At 37.3% G+C, this 19,654-nt stretch carries 23 protein-coding genes; all 23 read right to left on the reverse strand.

Annotated elements, in window-relative coordinates; genetic code table 11:
* Positions 1–158: 158 nt before the first annotated feature.
* Positions 159–644 carry a competence type IV pilus minor pilin ComGF gene (gene comGF / locus CD039_RS12235; RefSeq protein WP_103371336.1) on the reverse strand — a complete coding sequence of 162 codons (486 nt, stop codon included), beginning with the start codon at positions 642–644 and terminating at the stop codon, positions 159–161.
* Positions 574–861, reverse strand: coding sequence for a hypothetical protein (locus CD039_RS11830; RefSeq protein WP_167386209.1), 288 nt, complete (start codon positions 859–861; stop codon positions 574–576). The genes comGF and CD039_RS11830 overlap by 71 nt, the downstream gene beginning before the upstream one ends.
* The gene (gene comGD, locus CD039_RS04740) at positions 848–1,288 is read right to left on the reverse strand and encodes a competence type IV pilus minor pilin ComGD (protein ID WP_103371337.1); all 441 of its coding nucleotides are present in this window, start codon (positions 1,286–1,288) and stop codon (positions 848–850) included. The genes CD039_RS11830 and comGD overlap by 14 nt, the downstream gene beginning before the upstream one ends.
* Positions 1,278–1,595 (reverse strand): competence type IV pilus major pilin ComGC, encoded by a 318-nt coding sequence (comGC, locus tag CD039_RS04745; RefSeq protein ID WP_103371338.1) that lies wholly within the window; start codon positions 1,593–1,595, stop codon positions 1,278–1,280. The genes comGD and comGC overlap by 11 nt, the downstream gene beginning before the upstream one ends.
* A gap of 13 nt (positions 1,596–1,608) precedes the next feature.
* Positions 1,609–2,676: a competence type IV pilus assembly protein ComGB gene (gene comGB / locus CD039_RS04750; protein ID WP_103371339.1), complete on the reverse strand. Its 1,068-nt coding sequence runs from the start codon at positions 2,674–2,676 to the stop codon at positions 1,609–1,611.
* Positions 2,648–3,622, reverse strand: a complete 975-nt coding sequence (comGA, locus tag CD039_RS04755) for a competence type IV pilus ATPase ComGA (RefSeq protein ID WP_103371340.1) — start codon at positions 3,620–3,622, stop codon at positions 2,648–2,650. The genes comGB and comGA overlap by 29 nt, the downstream gene beginning before the upstream one ends.
* A 66-nt stretch (positions 3,623–3,688) precedes the next feature.
* A complete protein-coding gene (locus CD039_RS04760; RefSeq protein ID WP_103371341.1) occupies positions 3,689–4,315 on the reverse strand; it encodes an MBL fold metallo-hydrolase in 627 nt (208 codons plus the stop codon).
* Positions 4,315–4,641, reverse strand: coding sequence for an MTH1187 family thiamine-binding protein (locus CD039_RS04765; RefSeq protein ID WP_103371342.1), 327 nt, complete (start codon positions 4,639–4,641; stop codon positions 4,315–4,317). Before CD039_RS04765 ends, CD039_RS04760 begins: the two co-directional genes overlap by 1 nt.
* The gene (locus CD039_RS04770) at positions 4,641–5,627 is read right to left on the reverse strand and encodes an ROK family glucokinase (protein WP_103371343.1); all 987 of its coding nucleotides are present in this window, start codon (positions 5,625–5,627) and stop codon (positions 4,641–4,643) included. The genes CD039_RS04765 and CD039_RS04770 overlap by 1 nt, the downstream gene beginning before the upstream one ends.
* A gap of 4 nt (positions 5,628–5,631) precedes the next feature.
* The gene (locus tag CD039_RS04775; protein ID WP_103371344.1) at positions 5,632–5,826 is read right to left on the reverse strand and encodes a YqgQ family protein; all 195 of its coding nucleotides are present in this window, start codon (positions 5,824–5,826) and stop codon (positions 5,632–5,634) included.
* A 1-nt stretch (position 5,827) separates the two neighbouring features.
* Positions 5,828–7,267 (reverse strand): rhomboid family protein, encoded by a 1,440-nt coding sequence (locus CD039_RS04780; RefSeq protein WP_103371345.1) that lies wholly within the window; start codon positions 7,265–7,267, stop codon positions 5,828–5,830.
* Between the two features lie 12 nt (positions 7,268–7,279).
* A complete protein-coding gene (locus CD039_RS04785; RefSeq protein WP_103371346.1) occupies positions 7,280–7,816 on the reverse strand; it encodes a 5-formyltetrahydrofolate cyclo-ligase in 537 nt (178 codons plus the stop codon).
* 453 nt (positions 7,817–8,269) lie between these two features.
* A complete protein-coding gene (gene rpmG / locus CD039_RS04790) occupies positions 8,270–8,419 on the reverse strand; it encodes a 50S ribosomal protein L33 (protein WP_002472489.1) in 150 nt (49 codons plus the stop codon).
* Between the two features lie 121 nt (positions 8,420–8,540).
* The gene (locus CD039_RS04795) at positions 8,541–10,589 is read right to left on the reverse strand and encodes a peptidoglycan D,D-transpeptidase FtsI family protein (protein ID WP_103371347.1); all 2,049 of its coding nucleotides are present in this window, start codon (positions 10,587–10,589) and stop codon (positions 8,541–8,543) included.
* A gap of 206 nt (positions 10,590–10,795) precedes the next feature.
* Positions 10,796–11,395: a superoxide dismutase gene (locus CD039_RS04800; protein ID WP_002472474.1), complete on the reverse strand. Its 600-nt coding sequence runs from the start codon at positions 11,393–11,395 to the stop codon at positions 10,796–10,798.
* Positions 11,396–11,719: 324 nt separating this feature from the next.
* Entirely contained in the window at positions 11,720–12,136 is a 417-nt protein-coding gene (locus CD039_RS04805; RefSeq protein ID WP_103371348.1) for a Fur family transcriptional regulator, read from the reverse strand.
* The gene (locus CD039_RS04810; protein WP_103371349.1) at positions 12,123–12,986 is read right to left on the reverse strand and encodes a metal ABC transporter permease; all 864 of its coding nucleotides are present in this window, start codon (positions 12,984–12,986) and stop codon (positions 12,123–12,125) included. The genes CD039_RS04805 and CD039_RS04810 overlap by 14 nt, the downstream gene beginning before the upstream one ends.
* Positions 12,983–13,756: a metal ABC transporter ATP-binding protein gene (locus CD039_RS04815; protein ID WP_103371350.1), complete on the reverse strand. Its 774-nt coding sequence runs from the start codon at positions 13,754–13,756 to the stop codon at positions 12,983–12,985. The genes CD039_RS04810 and CD039_RS04815 overlap by 4 nt, the downstream gene beginning before the upstream one ends.
* A 523-nt stretch (positions 13,757–14,279) precedes the next feature.
* On the reverse strand, positions 14,280–15,176 hold the full coding sequence (locus CD039_RS04820; protein WP_103371351.1) for a deoxyribonuclease IV: 897 nt from the start codon (positions 15,174–15,176) through the stop codon (positions 14,280–14,282).
* Between the two features lie 16 nt (positions 15,177–15,192).
* Entirely contained in the window at positions 15,193–16,530 is a 1,338-nt protein-coding gene (locus tag CD039_RS04825) for a DEAD/DEAH box helicase (RefSeq protein WP_103371352.1), read from the reverse strand.
* Between the two features lie 127 nt (positions 16,531–16,657).
* Entirely contained in the window at positions 16,658–17,758 is a 1,101-nt protein-coding gene (locus CD039_RS04830; protein WP_103371353.1) for a Nif3-like dinuclear metal center hexameric protein, read from the reverse strand.
* Between the two features lie 2 nt (positions 17,759–17,760).
* Complete coding sequence (locus CD039_RS04835; protein ID WP_103371354.1) at positions 17,761–18,438, reverse strand: tRNA (adenine(22)-N(1))-methyltransferase; 678 nt, start codon at positions 18,436–18,438, stop codon at positions 17,761–17,763.
* Positions 18,439–18,523: 85 nt separating this feature from the next.
* On the reverse strand, positions 18,524–19,630 hold the full coding sequence (rpoD, locus tag CD039_RS04840) for an RNA polymerase sigma factor RpoD (protein WP_049405273.1): 1,107 nt from the start codon (positions 19,628–19,630) through the stop codon (positions 18,524–18,526).
* Positions 19,631–19,654: the final 24 nt, after the last annotated feature.

Consider the following 19,654-nt stretch of genomic DNA (forward strand, 5'->3'; position numbering starts at 1 on the left):
CTTCCTTTAAATGTGATGTTTTGATTAGTCTATCGTAATCATGTTCGATATTATCTAAAGTTTTTAATTTAATACTGTATTGAACTGTGTATATTGAGATTACTGATAAATATAGCATAAATACCCCCATCACAAAAGGATACATGTAGCCTTTAACTTTATACGTAAAATTTCTTATGATACATCACTCCTTTGTCCTTAAGATGGATATCGACCTCAATGAGATGCGCTTGTACCTTGCGAACTTTAAACTGAGTAACTTGATTTAAAATAGTTACATTGCCTTTTCCATTTACTGTTTTGATGATCTTACCATTCTTATAACTGTATTTGCATAACCCTTTGCTATCAGATATTGATGATATTGTTGCGTGATTCTCAACAGTTAAAGATGAACTTGTAGAGAAATCTGCTATTAAATCTCTGGCAAAGAGTTCGAGTTCGATATCACTATTTGTGCTGAGATGATAGTCGAAGAACTTCGTGCTATTAATGATTAGAGGTAAGATAGTTAGAATGATTATGGTAATTGTTAAAGCAAGTAGTAATTCAATATAAGTGAATGCTTTGCAATCATTTCGGGTAGCATATTTCAGTTTCTTTATCAGAGATACATAAATCTTTGTGTTGATAGTAGATTTCATATTGTTTAAATTGTAAACCTTTCATCAATTCTAGCTTTTGCTCTCTAGAAATGAGTGCTGCTAGTAATCGCTTCATCTCCATAGTGTGGTGTTTTTCTTGAAGTGTATGATTCATTCGCAACATTAGTGGAAATAACAGCAGGCATAATATAGAGAGTGTACTTAAAGATAGTAACCTATCCATTAATAGACTCCCTTTTACTTTAGACTTTTTCATAACGGATTCGCCCTTTCTCAATGTGGAATATTAAACGATAGATTTCTTTGCCATAAGAAATGTAAACTGAACCAAATTGATTCACTTCACCCTTTTTATCAAAGTTAATGTAATCAAGGTTTGATCTGTTCATAATTGTTCCTTTAGTAAGTGTTATAGTAGATTTCTTTGTCGCACCTTGTTCTTTAATTTCGATTTGATTCGTTCCTTTTTTAAATAAGACGATAATTGATTTTTGATCATGTATCGCTTTAGATTTATAGAGATTCAAATGACTGATTAACTGCGTCATACGTTTTTGGTTGGTCTTAGTGTAATTTGTATTGAGTAGAGAGGCATGCGTCTGTAGATACATTAAGATACTGATAATAAAGAGGACGAATAGCAGTTCAACGTAGGTAAAAGCTTTCCTTGCGTTAAGATGCACGAGCTTCCCCATTTTGAATCGCTATAGCTTGACCATTTTTACATTTCTTCTGCTGTTCTTTGATATATCCTTCTCTTACTAAGTCATCGATAGAGTCAGGTTTATGATCATTTTTAAGTGTATAAGCTTCAATCTGACTATTAATCATCTTAACTTGAGCATCACACCCCGTCGTTTGAATATGTTGAGACTGCTTCGCTATATTTGGAATAATTAATATTAAGAGTAAGCTGATAATGAGGAGTACGAGTAACATTTCAATAAGTGTAAAAGCAGGTTTCAAAAAGCGTTTCTGTAATTTTTTCATGGTGATTCCTTTCTTATTTGATCGTTTGCATAAGTTCAAACATCGGTAACATAATAACGAGATATAATGCGACAATTAAAAACGCGAGTAATCCAAAAATAATAGGTTGAACGAATTTAAGTTGCTTCAGTATTTTACGTTCAATCTTTGCGATAAGTATCGAACTATACAGCTTGAGTTCAATATCAAGCTTCCCCTTCTTCTGACCCTGTTCAATAAAAGTAATTAACTCGTGTTCAAAACATTTAAGCGAAGCTAAAGTACCCCCTAAAGGAGAACCTGCTTCAGTTTGTTCTAAAATATAATGACCTAAGTAATTGAGATAAGCATCTTTTTTCTGAGAAGTATAAATTTCAACAATTTTATTCAATGAAATTCCATTACGATAAAACAAAGAAAATTCTGTTGCTAGACGATACGTCTTTAATAACTTGAAATAATGCTTGAGGTGTGGAACGTGAAGTACGAATTGAATGCGAGATTGTGGTGATAAACGTCGGTATAATACTATGAGTATGAAAGTGATACAACTGGTAATGATAAAAGTAACAAATAGACTGGGAGGCAATAGAACGATGAACTGAGTGAGCATCATTTGAAATGGTGACAAGTTAACATCCATCGTTTCGTAGAGATTCTGAAATTCTGGAATGACGGTTTGATTTAAGACGATAAGCATCACAATAAATATCGAAAGTAATACAATAGGATATTGCAACGTTTTAAGTAAACTTTGTTTCGCTTGTCGTTGCCTTTCCATATAATCGATACTCGAAGTCAGACAAGTATTAAGCTCTCCAAATAACTCTGCAAAATACACTTGCATGACTATTGTTTGAGGATATTGTAAGAGCTCTAGAATCGTTGCGCATCCTGAACCTTGCTGTAGTGCTTGAGTAATTTGTTGATGTGTTTCTTTATGACGGATATGAAGGTGTTGAAGCAAAAAGTAAATCGCTTCAGATAAAGTGAAACCATGTGCTAATAAATCTGCGAGACGTTTTAAAAAGTCAATTTGATCGAGTGTAGATAAAGGCTTACGTTGCAAATATTTAGAGATAGCGATCGACTGTGTCTTCACAAATCACACCTTCTTTCGACATTTCTTTGAGAATGTATGATAAATTCTGAAATGTATAAGGCATCGTTTGTTCATGCTCGAAAAAGTAAGCAATATCCTCTTTCATCATCATTTCGCAGACCAATTCTCGCTTATCATCGCTAATGGGAATAAGACGTTGATTCGTTATATTGATCAGCGCTTGTTTAATTTCTTGCTCAGATATACCCATTTCTAACAGACGAAGTAAAGTACCTCTACAATCATTTGCATGAATTGTTGAGAGGACGAGATGCCCGCTCATACTAGCTTGAATAACATATTTCGCTACATTAGCATCACGAATTTCTCCGATGAGAATGATATCAGGATCGCAGCGCAATATCGCTTTAAATGAGCTGGCATAATTAATGCCCGCCTTCTCGTTAATCGCAATTTGAGTGATCCCATTAATTTTTTGTTCAATAGGGTCTTCCACTGTAATAATGTTTAAATTTAACTGCTCTTTAGCATAATTGATCATCTGATACATTAATGTGCTTTTACCAGAACCTGTTGGTCCGCTAAAAAGAATTAATCCTTGCTTCTTATTCATCAGTTTGTACAAAATATCTCCGTGCTTCGTTTCGGAATGTTGTTCAAAGTATTGAGGTATTAAGCGAATGACACAGCTTTCAATACCTAATGAAAGCGGCAATGTTGAAATACGTAAATAATAAGGTCGCTTGGCTTTAAATAAATAACGGCCACTTTGTGCAATGATATGTGTAGATACATCCAAACCTGCCAAATACTTCATATACGTTAGTAGTTTCGTATATGTTTCATGTTGAATCGATTCAAAGCTTTGCAGGTTATCATTGATACGGAACTTTACAAAGACTTCTTCTTCTGATGGAATAAAATGAATGTCCGACGCTTCGTGTTGGATTGCCCTTGAAATCATTTCTTTGAATAATAGCTTCAAAAAATCACCTCCTACATATATACACGTAGGAGGTGATGATTTTACTTTTATGAATTTGAGAAACTTTTAAAAACCTAGTAAGTAAGGGTTATCTATCTCAGCCTCAACTGAAGTAGATGGCCCATGTCCTGGATAAAGTGGTAAGGTTTCATCAAGTTCAAATAACTTAAATTTAATGCTGTCGATCAGTGTTTCCATGTCACCACGATATAAATCTGTACGACCAATACCTCCGTTAAAGAGCGTATCGCCTACGACAGCAAATTCATCAAATACATAAGTTAGACTGCCTGGAGAATGACCTGGTGTGTGTAGAACTTCAATAGAGAAATTCCCTATTTTTGTTGAACCTTCATTAAGATTCGTCGGCTGAGCTTGACTCGTAATCTCTGGTAAACCATATTGCTTAAATTTAGCAGCGCCGTTCTTCTCTGGATCAGTTAAGAAATCAAATTCTTCTTCATTCAAATAAACAGGCACATCATATTCTGCTAAAATGTCATCTAATGCACCAATATGATCAAAATGCGCATGTGTAAGAATAATGGCGATGAGTGGTTTATCAATTTCTTTAAGGCGTTCTAAGATTTTCTCACTTTCGCTTGAAGGGTCTACGAGTAATAGCTCATCATCATTCTCAATAAAATACGTGTTCGTACTAGCAATACCTAAAGTTAAATGAGAAATTTGCATTATTGATCACCTTGATTAGATAAATGCTTTTGTACTGACGCAAGTTTATCATTCATCTTACGAGATTTGTCTTGACGGTCATCGATACGAAGGTTGGTACAAACGCGATCAAGACCTTTATCAAATGGTAGTTCATGAATCGCTTGAACGACTTCGAATAAATCTTTCAAGTCACCTTCAATCAATGTGTTCATCGGTGTAAGTTGATAATCAATCTTGCCTTCAGATTTAAATTCCTCGAGTTTAGTTTGAATTTCTGCGATGTACTTACTCACACTTGGACCTTCAGTTCCTACTGGTATAACAACGACGTCTACAATTGCCATTATTTAACTCCTCCCTTTTCAATCACATAAGTGTAAATCAAGCCTGCCGCACCGGTAATACCTGCATCATTACCTAACTGTGCTTGGACAATTTCAGTTTCATATTGTGCAGGTGTGAAAGTGATATTGCGGTATTCAGTCTTAATATTCTCGATCAATATTGGTCCTGCTGTAGACATGCCACCGCCGAGTATGATGTATTTCGGATTGCTTGTCACACTGATGATACTACATACATAAGCGATATAGTTGGCGACTTTCTCGGTGATAAAGATACAGAATTGATCGCCTGCTTTAGCTGCGTCAAATACATCTTTCGCAGTCACTTTATGTTCCTTAATTAATTCGAGAATAGAAGATTTAAATGTCAGTTTCGGATAGTAAAAGTAAACGAGATTGACGACACCTGTTGCAGAAGCGACGGTTTCTACACAACCTGATTTACCGCAATTACATCTGAAACGCTGATCTTGATCGATGCGGAAGTGACCAATTTCGGCACCAGAACCTTTGTGACCATGAACGATTTCACCATTGGAGATGATACCCCCACCGAGTCCTGTGCCTAGTGTGATTGCAACCACGTCATCAGCTTCGTTACCTGCACCTTTATGCTTCTCACCGAGCGCCGCAACGTTAGCGTCATTATCGACATAGACTGGGCAATCTACGAATTGTTGGAACATCTCACGCACATGAACTCGTTCTTTCCAATAGAGGTTGACTGCGCCGTCGACGATTCCTGATTCGAAGTCTACAGGACCAGGCACGCCGATACCCACGCCGATCACTTGTGTAAAGTCGAAGTCATGAGCAGAAAGTTGTTCTTCGAAAGATTGATAGATTTGTTCGAGTAGTTTGTAACCTGTAGGATCAGTTGTATCTGTCTTTATAGACCATTTATGAATTTGATTGATCTTCTCATCAAATAGTCCGAGTTTACATGTTGTACCACCAACATCTGCCGCTAAAATGATTTTTGACATAATTCTACTTCCTTCTTTGACTAATAATTAATTTACATTGAAGATACTGTTCTTTAGATATCAGTTCAAATTGGTAAAGCTGTTTAATTTCTTGTTCGATCATTTCTAAATAATCGTTAGGATCTTTAAAGTAAATGACGAATCCAAACTGCTTTAACAATTGTAAGACATCATAGAAAGACTGAATTTCTTTAGACATACTAATCATCCAACTCTTTCTTTAATCTCTGATATGCATCTTTATTGGGATCAGCTTTGACCGCTTTTTTAATATAACTTTTTGCTTTACTTTTATTATCAATCGCTCGACTAGCGATCGCAATTTCATAGTTTAAAATGCCTGAGTTTGGATGTTCACGCAAACCACGTTGCCAATCTGCAATGGCTTCGGTCTTTGAATGTTTGCTTGCAGTGATTAATCCTTTAAGATAATAGGTTTCATCATCATCATAGTGTTTAGCAATCGTGTGTTTTACCATACTTTCTGCACTATCATAATGTCCTGCTGCCATCTCACTGGTAATAATATGGTTATAAATATTCTTCTCTTGAATAGTATAAATTCGGATTTGAGCTGCTAAAAATAGCACAAGTGTAATAATCAATACGATCCAAAAGCCTGTGCGATTATGTTTAAAATAGTAACCCATCAACGTAATTAACACACCGCCAATAAATCCACCAAGATGCGCCACAATATTGATATTTGGAATGAAAATGGAAATACCGATTAGAATAACCAATACGATAAGTAACTGGCCGATTAATTTACGATTAAACGTTTTACTTAAGTACATAAATGTAAAAATAGCTCCAATTAATCCAAATATAGCACCACTCGCACCTGCGGAAACAGTGTGCGTGTTAAAAGATAATGAGGCAAAGTTACCGAATAAACCAGCAAATAAATAAATCACTGGCATGCGCCAATGGCCGACGATGGATTCGACAATTTTACCGAAGATAAATAAACTCAACATATTCATGAGTAAATGTTCAAAGTTGAAGTGCAGGAACATTGACGTAATAAGTCGGTACCATTCGCCATGAACGAAGTTGAAATGAACTAACCCACCGACATCTAAAAGTTTAAAGTCTGAAAAACGATTCAGCACTAAAAACATAATGAGCCAAATAAAGACGTTCACCGCAATTAAACCATACGTAATTGGCGCAAACTTCAACATGTGCTTCTCAATCGGATTCGTATTCAACGCTTGCTTGCGATAATGTGATTTGGTCTTCTTGTCTTCGAAGCGGCTTGCCAACCGTAATCCGAGACTCGAAGTGACTCGGTCAACATCTGATTTCTCGCGCAATATCTTGAAACGATATTTATGACTATGATGACTATCTAAATCCTCATTTGCGAAACCTTTATCAGTAAGTATTAACACACTATACTGCTTCGGTGTAAAGTTAAGAAATTGAGTAATATCTGAACTATGCTCTTCTATTCGTTCTTTAATGAAACGTACATCTTGGGTAGAACTCGCACCATACTGGAAAATGACTACTTTCTTCGTTTGTTGATTAGAAAGCCAGATCTCGGTGTAGTCTTTATTATAATGAACGAGATGATAGTTCTTATATTTAATCCATAAATAGATAAGTTTCCAATAATTTCTTTCTATATTCATTTGTGCCTCCGCTTAAGTTGTAGTTTCAATGATTTGATCTACGGGTTGGTCATGATTCTCGGGTGTAAAGTCATGGCGTTGAATATCATAAATTAAACTTAATGTTGGAGGTTGATGATCGGTTAAGTATTTATCGAAGTAACCGCCTCCGTAGCCGATACGATAACCATCGTCTTTAAACACTACTCCAGGAACGATTACTAAATCCAGTTGATTACACAGAGGTGTGTCCTCTGTCACATGATTGATTCCTTTATCATCTGGTCCAATCGCATCCATATGTGGAAGTTGTTTGAAATTCATTTCCTTGTGCGCATAGTCTGTTTCTGGAACGTATACTTCTTTACCTTGCTCAAGCATGTGTTCAATGATCGGTGTGGTGTTTACTTCGTGTGGCATTGATAATACGACTCCCACTTTGTGCGCTTGTTGGAATTGTTCAGTTGCATAAAGTTGCTGAGCTAAGTCTTCATCAGCGCGTTGTTTTGTTTCTTTATCCAACGCTTTCATTTGTTGAAGTGTTTCCTTTCTTAACGACTTCTTAGACATGCTTACACCCTCTTTATATAAACTAAATATATTATAACGTTTCTCTTAGGCAATGTCATTTCAGGGCTGTCACCACGGTGGATAAAATTAGTTTAAGGACAAACGATAAAATTGAATATCGTTTTGTTGAACTGACTATAATTACAAGTGTTGAATTTATAATTAAATTAACTCCCAATTCTGAGTAAAGTAAGCTATGTTGATTGTAATATTTTGATACGAGTGGCGCCGATACGAGGAAATCAACAATTTCTGTGCATTTAAAAAGTTACCGTTAAATTATAAAGATTTGCCGCATTAAGTCTTATTCATTAATTGCGCTGTATTTGAGGTTGCTGGTGTTACCTCTAATACGAGTCAACTGTGTGGAAGCAAGACAACGAAATCAAAGATTTCTGTCTTGCTCCCAAAAAAAAGTACCAAGCTCCGAAGAACTTGGTACTCGAAAATTTCTTATTTAGTTTCACGGTGTAAAGTGTGTTTGTTATCACGTGAACAGAATTTTTTCATTTCAATACGTTCTGGGTTATTGCGCTTGTTTTTAGTAGAGATGTAGTTTCTGTCACCACATTCTGTGCAAGCTAATGTAATATCTACGCGCATGTTGTCTTCCTCCTTATCTCTTCATAATACGACTAATTTATGATACCACTTCAAAGAGCAATTGAAAAGTAGTATTTAACATTCTACCCTTTTTCAAGCCTCTTTTAAACTTTTCAAGTCATTAGTCTTTGTGATTTTTAAAATAATAATTAATAACGTCGCGGCCTAAGTCTCCGCCGTTGAGCCAAGGTTCAGGTACGGGTTGGTTCGTATACACAATACTAAACGCTAATTTCGGGTTATCTGCAGGTGCATAACCGATATAAGTTGAGTTAACTCGAGGATGACCATCTTGGTAAACCTCTGCTGTACCTGTCTTACCTGCTGAAGTCACGTCTGTATTGTGGAAACTTTGGTAACCTGTACCATCTATCTTGTTAAAGGTCATCTTGAACCCTTCTTGTACTTGGCTAAGTTCATCAGAAGTATTGTTGATACGGTTTAAGACGTTACCTTTAATCTTATGTTTCAATGGTCCGACTTCATCTTTGTTGGTTGCATCTCTCACTTCTAAACCGATGTGAGGTTGGACGCGATAGCCATCGTTGGCAATCGTTGAAACGTATTGAGAAAGCTGCATTGGTGTATACGTATCATACTGACCAATCGCTAAGTCTAAATAGTTACCTGAGTTGGTATTCAACGGTTCAATTTGTCCATTTGTCTCATTAGGTAAATCGATACCAGTCTTAACTCCTAGACCTACTTGATTTAGCCCTTTACGTAATTTCTGACCTGCCTCAGTGATATTGTTTGGTAGAGACATGTTAGGTGTGTATGGATCACCTGCAAGTTTCAACGCTGTCTTGAACATATAAACGTTAGATGAATGCATGAGCGCTTCTTTATCATCAATGTCCTTGCGACCATGTTGGTTGAAGTATGAGTGCTTTGTTAAGCCGCCACTGAATTTCAATGGTTCGTCGATCATGTGCTCGCCGACTTTAATTGCATTATTTTGATAGCCTGCAAGTAACGTGCCACCTTTGACTGAAGAACCTACTGCATACTGGCTCGTAAAGTTACCGATATCGTAATCTGTGAGACTACCATCTTTATCGATTTGTTTACCTGCCATAGCAAGGATATCTCCATTCTTAGGATCTTGAACGACAATCATCGCTTTGTCCATATCTTTGGCACCTTCGCCACGGAGTTTCTTGATTTGTTTCTCAAGATACTCTTCTGTCTTTTTCTGTAAGTCGATGTCGATACTTAAGACGAGATCATCACCACGTGAACCAGGATTGACGACTTTAGAGTCTTTAACCTCACCTGATTTGTCAGTCGTGTATTTCATCTCTTTCTTCTTACCTTTCAACACATCTTCGTATTGATATTCAAGGTAAGATTTGCCGACACGATCATTACGTGAGTAGCCTTTGGATAAGTATTTATCCGTTAGTTCTTTTGGTATACCTTCTTCAGGCGTTGAAACATCACCGAAGACGCCTCTCAACGTTTTGCCATAAGGATATTTACGATCCCAATCCATTGTGGTATTCACACCTGGTAAGTCGGAAAGCTTTTGAGAAACTGCTGCGTACTCTTTATCAGAGACGTCATCATTCTTGATTGTTTGTGGGTTCAATGTTGACCCGGCCATCATTTCTCGATAAATAGCGAGTACTTGTAAGTCTTTCTTAGTTAAGCTATCAAGCTCTTTCTTTCCAATCTTATTATGTTGTGCCTTGTCAAACTGATCTTGAGAAATACTGCCATCGTTGAGTAAATTCTCTTCACGTTTCATCATGGATTGCGCTTTTTCCGGATGAAGTTGAATCCAGAAATCTTGTTTATCCCGTTTAGTGATCTTGTCTGTTTTCATATCGATGAGTGAGGATAATTTTTTAGCTGTTTTAAGAATTTCTCCTTGTGATGTCTTCTTACCTCTTGTATATGTAATAGCTTTTTTCGAAGCATTATCTACTAAGACGTTACCGTTACGATCGAGAATGCGTCCTCGAGGCACGGATTCATTGACTGTTATGTTTTCGCTATCTTTGATTTGTTCTTTATAGTGAGAACCTTGTGCGATTTGTAAATAACCCAATCGCAGTACGATGATGGCAAAAATAAATACAATCACACCAAAGATAAAACGAATACGTTTATTCATGGTGTTTCTTATTTTTTCATCATTTGATCTTTCCTTTAATCTTTTTAACAACGCAACCTACCTCTATTCAATCGTTCTCTCTTAAAAGCATAAATGATTACGAAAGATTTTTCTATCATTTTAGTCAAATTAACTCGAGAAGATTTAACGTATTCATCTATATTAAAAAGCACCCCTAATATAAATAAGACTGCCGACGAGAATTTCTCATCGACAGCCTCATACTCCCTAATAGTTAAACTTTAGAGTAATGACGATTATTTAGCAGCGTTGTATAATTCGTCAACTTTTTCCCAGTTAACTACGTTCCAGAATTGTTTGATATATTCTGGGCGTGCGTTTTGATATTTAAGGTAGTAAGCGTGTTCCCAAACGTCGATACCTAAGATAGGTGTTTTACCTTCTGTAATTGGGTTGTCTTGGTTTGGAGTAGAAGTGATTTCTAATTTACCGTTATTAACTACTAACCAAGCCCAGCCTGAACCGAAACGTCCAGCAGCTGCATCAGCAAATTCTTCTTTAAATTTGTCTAATGAGCCCCATTGTTTTTTGATTTCATCAATTACAGTACCTTCTTCTTTAGAGTTAGGTGTCATCATTTCCCAGAATAATGAGTGGTTTAAGTGTCCACCACCATTATTACGTACTGCAGTTTGAATGTCGCTTGGTACGCTGTCAAGGTTAGCTACGATTTCTTCGATTGATTTAGATTCTAAATCAGTACCTTCGATAGCTGAATTTAGTTTAGTAACGTAAGTGTTGTGGTGTTTATCATGATGGATAGTCATTGTTTCTTTATCGATATAAGGTTCTAACGCATCATAGTCGTAAGGTAATTTTGGTAATTCAAAAGCCATAAATAATCATCCTCCTAAGTTTTCTTCAACTTTAGAATAACAATAAAGTCAGATAACGACAAAGTTTCTGCTTGCTACATCAACTCAGCCGCTCGTTATCTCTTTGTTATCTTTACAGTCATATTATATCTCATATGACAACTTTTTAAACATTTTCAAACGGTAAATTGACTAATCTACTCAGAATTCAGACTAATGGCCTACCCTAGAATTTACATTTGATGTAGTAATACATGGTGAGCGTGTTTCGCTGTTTTTCTTAAATAAAATAAAAAAATCTCAGCCCAACCGTGAACGTCGAGCTGAGCTGAGTATATCAGGGTATTAATGCGCTTTATGGCAAGCTTCACAAATACCATATACTTCAAGTTTGTGTTGATGAATCGCAACACCTGGTAAATAGGATTTGATATTATCTATTGGACAATAATCAATTACTTTCGTATCACCACAAGATTCGCAGATGAAATGATGATGGTGATGATCTGTACAAGCAATTCTAAACTTCATTTCTCCATCTAACTCTGTGCTTTCGATAATACCTAATTCTTTAAACAAATGTAAGTTACGATAAATCGTATCGAACGAGATACCTGGATAGTTATGTTCGAGTTCTGCTTGAACATGTTTCGCGTTAATATACTTATCTTCATTAACAAAGAGCTGAATCATATCGCGTCTTTTATCTGTATATTTATGACCCTTATTTTTTAAAATTCTAATCGCATTATCTGTCTTCATGTGTTTTCACTCCTTTTACACTATGAGATCTTACTTTCTGTATCAACATCACAAGTGCAAGACCTAGTACGAGTAAGATAACAATCACTCCACCTGGTGAAAGGTTGAGGTAGAACGCAAGTACGAGTCCCGCAATTACAGCAATCTCACCAATGACAATACTGAACAAGATGAGTTGTTTAAAGGCTTTCGTCAATCTGAGAGAAATAGCTACAGGCAGCGTAATAAGTGCGCTGACGAGTAAGATACCTACGACGCGCATTGAAGCAGAAATCACCATAGCTACAATGACGATGAAGAGGAATTGTATCCACTTCGGTATGCCAATAACCGCGCTATACTCTTCGTCGAATGATAGTAAAAATAATTCTTTGTACAGTGACAAAATAAAAATAACGACGATCAGTGTGATGATGAATATCGTTATTGTGTCACTTAAAGTGACTGCACTGATAGAGCCGAAAAGCAAGCCTATAATCTCTTGGTTGAAGCCATCAGCGAGTGAGATAAAGATAGCACTCAATGCTATCCCTGCACTCATAATAATTGGAATGGCGATTTCTTGATAATTGCTATAGGAAGTGCGAAGTTTCTCAATAAGTAAAGCACCTACCACAGCATACAGAATGCCGAACCACATGGGGTTGATAAAGGCAACTGCAGGTATTACTGTAATGAGAAACATACCAAATGAAATACCGCCGAGTGTGACGTGACTGAGTGCATCAGCAATTAAAGATAAACGGCGGACCACGATAAAGGCACCGATGAATGGTGCGACGAAACCGATAAGTAGACCACTGATGAGCGAGTAGCGGACGAAATCGAAATTGAGCAATGCATCAATCATGAGCTACAACACTCCCTATCATGTTGATGATCGACGAAGCGTACGGGGTGACCGTAAATCTTAGATATTTCTACTTCGTCTAAAGATTTGAAGTCTTCCGTTGTTCCGTGGAAGTGTAAATGTTTGTTGAGACATGCGACTTCTGTTGCTGTATCTGCCACAACGCCGATATCATGTGTAACAAGTATAATCGTTACACCTTCGTGCTTTAGGCGCTCTAGGGTTTGATAGAATTCGTTGACGTGTTTCGCATCAATACCATTGGTTGGCTCGTCCAGAATGAGAACGCTCGGCTCACTGATTAATGCTCGAGCGATGAGCACACGTTGCTGTTGTCCTCCTGAGAGCTCAGCGATGTTTTTATTGATGAGATGTTCAATGTTTAAACGTTCCAATACGTTGTGCACTTGTGCAACATCTTTCTTATTGAACCATTGCAAAAGCCTCTTCTTTTTCGTTAAGCCACTGAGCACCACTTCTTTGACGCTGGCTGGAAAGCCTGAATTAAATGAGCGCGCTTTCTGAGAAACATAGCTTACTTGAGGTGCTTGTTGTGACTTTTTGTAGGCTTTGCCATCAATGAGTATTTCGCCCTTTTGAAGCGGTAATAAACCTAGCATAATTTTAAGCAAAGTTGATTTACCTGCCCCGTTAGGTCCTACGATAGCTAGAAATTCGCCACGGTTGATTTTGATATTAATGTTTTCAAGAACTTGCTTTCTGTCGAAATAATAATCTATATTTTTAAGTTCGAAGACTGGTGTCGTCATGATTTCACCTCGTAATTACTATACAATCTCTCGATGGAGTTGTAAATAGTAATGTTTTCGACTTGTTCAACTTTTGGACAATAAAGAGAAAGCTTTTATCGATATAAAATAATAGAATCACATTTAGGGAATATGTATAGGAAAATATGGGAGAGATAAGATATAGAAAATGAGCCTGGGACAAAATTAAAACTTATTAATTTTCAATGTTTTAACTCTCGCTTGCTTGGGAGAAGTACAGAAATCTATGATTTCGTAGTACTTCCCCCATAAGGAGAGCTAGGGTTCATAAGAGTTGGACCTCTTATGAATCCAGATCTCTACTATGTAGGACCACACTCAACTAATTCTTTTCGCTCAAAGAGCTCGAAGAATGGATTTTCGTTGTGGTCTAGATCCATCAAGCGTCTCGAGTACACATTGAAAATTTGCTCAAGAATTTATTTTAAGTTTTCTTTTTATTTATCTCAGAAGTCAATTCACATTTATGTCCCAAGCTCATCCATCGTGAGGTGTCACTCAATTAGTGACCTTCGTTAATAATTTTATCTTTCATATCCGGATCAAATTGTTGATTACGTAACATTTGAATCTCACGTTCGAACGGATTCTTTTTACTCTTCTTATCTAAACCTACGAAAGGTGTCTCAAGAATCTTAGGAATGTCTTTAAATGCATCGTGATGAACAACATAGTTAAGCGCGTCGAAACCGATATGACCGAAACCGATGTTCTCGTGTCTATCTTTATGTGCGCCACATTCGTTCTTACTATCGTTGACATGTACCACTTTGATGCGGTCTAAACCGATGATCTGATCGAACTCGTTAAGCACGCCATCAAAGTCATTCTTCACATCATAACCGGCATCATGTGTGTGACATGTATCGAAACATACAGAAAGTCTTTCGTTGTGTTCTACGCCGTCAATGATACGAGCGAGTTCTTCGAAATTACGTCCAACCTCAGATCCTTTGCCTGCCATCGTTTCGAGCGCGATACGCACATCGTTATCATGTGTGAGTACTTCGTTAAGTCCTTCGATAATCTTCTTAATGCCCGCGTCTGCGCCGGCACCGACATGTGAGCCCGGATGTAGAACGATATCTTTCGCTCCAATTGCTTGTGTCCGCTCAATCTCACTTTGCAAGAACTCTACACCTAAATCGAAGACGTGAGGCTTTTGTGTATTAGCGATATTGATAATGTAAGGCGCATGAACGACGATATTTGATAAGCCGTATTCTTTCATAGCTTCATGGCCCTTTTCAATGTTTAAATCTTCAATGGCTTTACGGCGCGTATTCTGCGGAGCTCCTGTATAGATCATGAACGTTGTTTCGCCATAGTCATGTGCTTGTTCTGCAGCGCCTTGTAACATTTTCTTACCGCTCATTGAGACATGTGAGCCTAATAACATGTGATTCACCTATCCTTTATTTCTTTTTCTTATTGATACGTCGCTGTTTCTTACTATACTGTTTACGTTCCTGACGCTTCAATTCTTCCAGTTCTTTTTTGAATTTTTTCTTATAGCCAGGTTTCACTTTCTTCTTATTATTTCGTTTGACTTTATGTTTCACTTGTTGAGTGAGGTGGTCGTCTTGTTTTTTTCGCGTATGACGTTTGTTATGCGCCTTAATTTCTTTAAGTTCTCCATTTTTCACATCTACATTGGTAAAATGATAACCTTTCTCCTCAATCAACATCACGTTCTCATCTTCATCAGGACTATAAAGTGTAATCGCAATGCCTTTATATTGACCGCGTCCTGTACGACCGACACGATGTGTAAAGAAGTCGAGTTCGTGTGGTACATCAAAATTGATGACGTGACTGACACCTTCAATATCGATACCTCTGGATGCCAGATCACTCGCTATAACATATTGATAGTCTAGGTTACGTATACGTTTCATTTGTTGCTTACGTTCACGTGGCGTTAAACCCCCATGAATCATCCCTACCTTGATGCCTTCTTTCGTTAATTCTTCAGCTAAAGCATCTGCATTCTCTCTACTGTTACAGAAAATGATACAGAGATAAGGATTGAGGATATCAATTAACTTTAACGTTTTAGTAACTTTACTATCGCCCTTAGTTGGAATTAAATAGAATTCAATATTCTTCTTGTTCTGTGATTTGTTGTTAATCTCTACATAATCTGGATTTTCAAGATATTTATTTAAAAACGGATGTAGTGATTTAGGAATAGTAGCACTAAATACTGCTATATGTGCTTCTGAACTCAAGCGCGCAGCCACATGATCGACATCTTCAATAAGACCTAGGTCAATCATGAGGTCAGCTTCATCGATAACGAGATATGAAGCTAAATGCACATGTAGTTCTCCATTACGAGCTAAATCATTAATACGCGTTGGTGTACCGATCACGAGCTGAGGTTGTTGTTTCGCGCGCTGTCTGTCACGTTCAATATCTGTCCCGCCGATAAATAACTTAACGTTTACATCTTGTTTGAAACGTGCGAGTTGTTGGGCCACATCGAAGAGTTGTTGTGCTAATTCTCGCGTAGGTGCCACGACGATTGATTGAGGTTCTTGAACTTCTGGATTGATGAGTTGCATTAATGGTAACAAGAACGCATGAGATTTCCCTGTTCCTGTTTGAGATTGGCCAATAAGATTTGTTTGCTTAATAATCTTCGGGATAACACGATTTTGAATCTGTGTAGGTTTATTAAAGTTAAGATCTTTAACTGCATCGATTAAAGATGAGTCAAGATTAAAATGTTCAAATGGATGTTTGCTCATCTTTTTCACTCCTTTGTCTTGATATTCTACTAATTGTAGCCAGTTCTATTGAATTGAGAATGAGTGTGTTTCAAATTGAGTTTTCACTTTTCTTTTATCAGGGGACAATACTGCACATTTTACCCACTTAATAATAAGTGTATGGATCAGTATTGTGCTCGCTCGCTTTAACTGGAATTTCTAACTGATGATCGTACCAACGATTTAATAGGTTAACGAGCCCCTCTTTCATGACATACTCGCTATAATGATTAATGTCCAACATGTTCATACCAGCAATCTTCGCATCTAATGCATCATGATGTTTAATATCGCCAGTAATAAAGATATCCGCACCGAGATGATGCGCGTGTGACTCGAATCCTACACCAGCACCGCCGATGATGGCTACAGTTTCAATCTGAGATTGTGTATCACCGATAAATCTCACGCTTGGCATGTCCAATTGAGATTTCACATAGTTGACAAACGTTGGGACGTCCATTGAGTGATCGAGTTGGCATATAACGCCTAAACCACGTTCGCTCAGTTTCGTCATATGCATGATATCATAAACCGGTGTTTCATAAGGATGATATTTCTCAATCATACGTTGCGCAAGTTGACGTTCGTTAGGTGCAATCATAAATTCTACTTTCATCTCATCAACATGCTCTACTTCGCCCACTTCACCTAGTGTTGGATTCGCATCGCCGACTGGTTTAAACTGACCTTTGCCTAATGATTGGAAATAGCACGCTTCATAATTCCCTTCTTGAGCTAATCCGTGTTGGCTTAATTGATTTTTAAACGTTTCTACGTCTGTCTCAGGAATGAATACTTGCACTTTATAATACTCAGTTGTTTGTGGATTAAGAATATCTACATCGCCGAGTTGTAGGCGTTCAGCAAGCATTGCATTGACACCTTGAGGGTAAACGTCCAGATTCGTATGTAATGCGATGAGATTGATATCATGCTGTATCAGTTTACGGATAATTGCGCCATAACCTTCTTGTTGAATAATATTTTGAACGCCTTTAAATATTAATGGATGATGACTAATGATCGTGTTATATCCGAGTTCGATAGCTTCGTCTACTACCACTTCTGTGCAGTCGAGAGCTGTAACAATACCTGTCACTTCACTTTCTTCGTCACCAATGAGTAATCCGACATTATCCCATGATTCAGCTGTATTAAATGGAACATGCTCATTTAACGTTGTGAGTAATTGGTTTAATTTCATGTCTATAACACCTCGTTTATCATTTCGATTTCCGCGTTGATTTCCTCTAAACGTTGTTGATGTTTGGTTGCATCTAACTGTGCTTTTATTTTTTCAAGTGCATCGACTTCACGTTGCCATTTTTCTATAAACTGCGGATTTTTATGGTGCAGTAATATAGGACCAAATTTTAATTCTTGTTGAGTTAACGGCTGAGAATTAGTTTGATAATCTGCAACGATGAGTTCGTAGATATGCCCTTTTTCTTTAAAAATCAATTCCTGTTTAATCTCAAAATCTAATTGCTCTAACGTGCGTCGCAAAGTCTCAGTTTGAACATTGCTTTGTAGCACTAATCGCATATGAGATTTCAATTTGCTAGCGCCTTGTTGAAGAATTTGAGCAATGAGAGGACCTCCCATTCCACAAATGGTAATCGTATCTACATGATCAGAGTCGGTTAGAATCGAGAGTCCATCTCCCAGACGTACATCAATTTGACTATCGTAGCCATATGCTTGAACGTTTTTAATAGAAGCATCGTACGGGCCTTGAATGACTTCTCCTGCTATCGCTGTACGAATTAAATGATGTTCCAAAGCATAAATGGGTAAATATGCATGGTCTGAACCGATATCCGCTAGGCAATCACCTTGAATATATTCACTTACATATGTCAGTCGCTGATTAAGTTGTAGCATGCAGGATCTCCTTAATACGTAAAATAAAGGGATGAGACTAAATCCAAATTTACAAAAGGATAAGTAGTCACATCCCCATGAACAATTAATCCATAAAGTCTTTGAGTCGTTTACTACGACTTGGATGTCTAAGTTTTCTCAATGCTTTCGCTTCGATTTGACGAATACGTTCGCGAGTTACTCCAAACACCTTACCTACTTCTTCAAGTGTACGTGTACGGCCATCATCAAGACCAAAACGTAAACGTAACACATTCTCTTCTCTATCAGTAAGCGTGTCGAGTACATCTTCAAGTTGCTCTTTTAATAACTCGTATGCCGCATGGTCTGAAGGACTTTGTGCTTCTTGGTCTTCGATAAAGTCACCAAGATGACTGTCGTCTTCTTCACCGATTGGCGTTTCAAGTGATACTGGTTCTTGAGCTATCTTCAAGATTTCTCTGACCTTTTCAGGTGGTAAATCCATTTCTTCACCAATTTCTTCTGGTGCTGGATCACGACCTAAATCCTGTAAGAGTTGTCTTTGAACACGGATGAGTTTATTGATTGTTTCTACCATATGCACTGGGATACGAATCGTACGTGCTTGGTCAGCAATTGCACGTGTAATCGCTTGACGAATCCACCACGTTGCATATGTGGAGAATTTAAATCCTTTACTAAAGTCGAATTTCTCAACCGCTTTAATAAGACCCATATTTCCTTCTTGGATAAGGTCTAAGAATAACATGCCACGTCCAACATAACGTTTGGCAATACTTACTACGAGACGTAAGTTGGCTTCAGCTAAACGAGATTTAGCTACCTCATCGCCTTGTTCGATACGTTTAGCGAGTTCAATCTCTTCTTGAGCGCTGAGTAAATCGACACGTCCAATTTCCTTTAAGTACATGCGCACTGGGTCATTTATCTTTACACCTGGAGGCGCGCTTAAATCGTTAGGATTTAATTTATCATCCGTATCAGAATTGTCCTTTTCATTAACGAGATTGATATCGTTGTCGTTAAGTTGATCAAAGAAATCATCCATTTGGTCGCTATCCATCTCGAAATTCTGTAATTTCTCAGCTATTTCTTCATGGCTTAAGTGACCTTCTTTTTTTCCTTTTTCTAATAATTGTTTTTTAACATCCTCTAAAGTAAGAGATGGATCAATCGTTTGTTTCTTTATTTTCACTTCATTACCAGACATCAAAAAGGCCTCCCGATTATAAAG

The sequence above is a fragment of the Staphylococcus argensis genome (assembly GCF_002902305.1).
GTDB lineage: Bacteria > Bacillota > Bacilli > Staphylococcales > Staphylococcaceae > Staphylococcus > Staphylococcus argensis.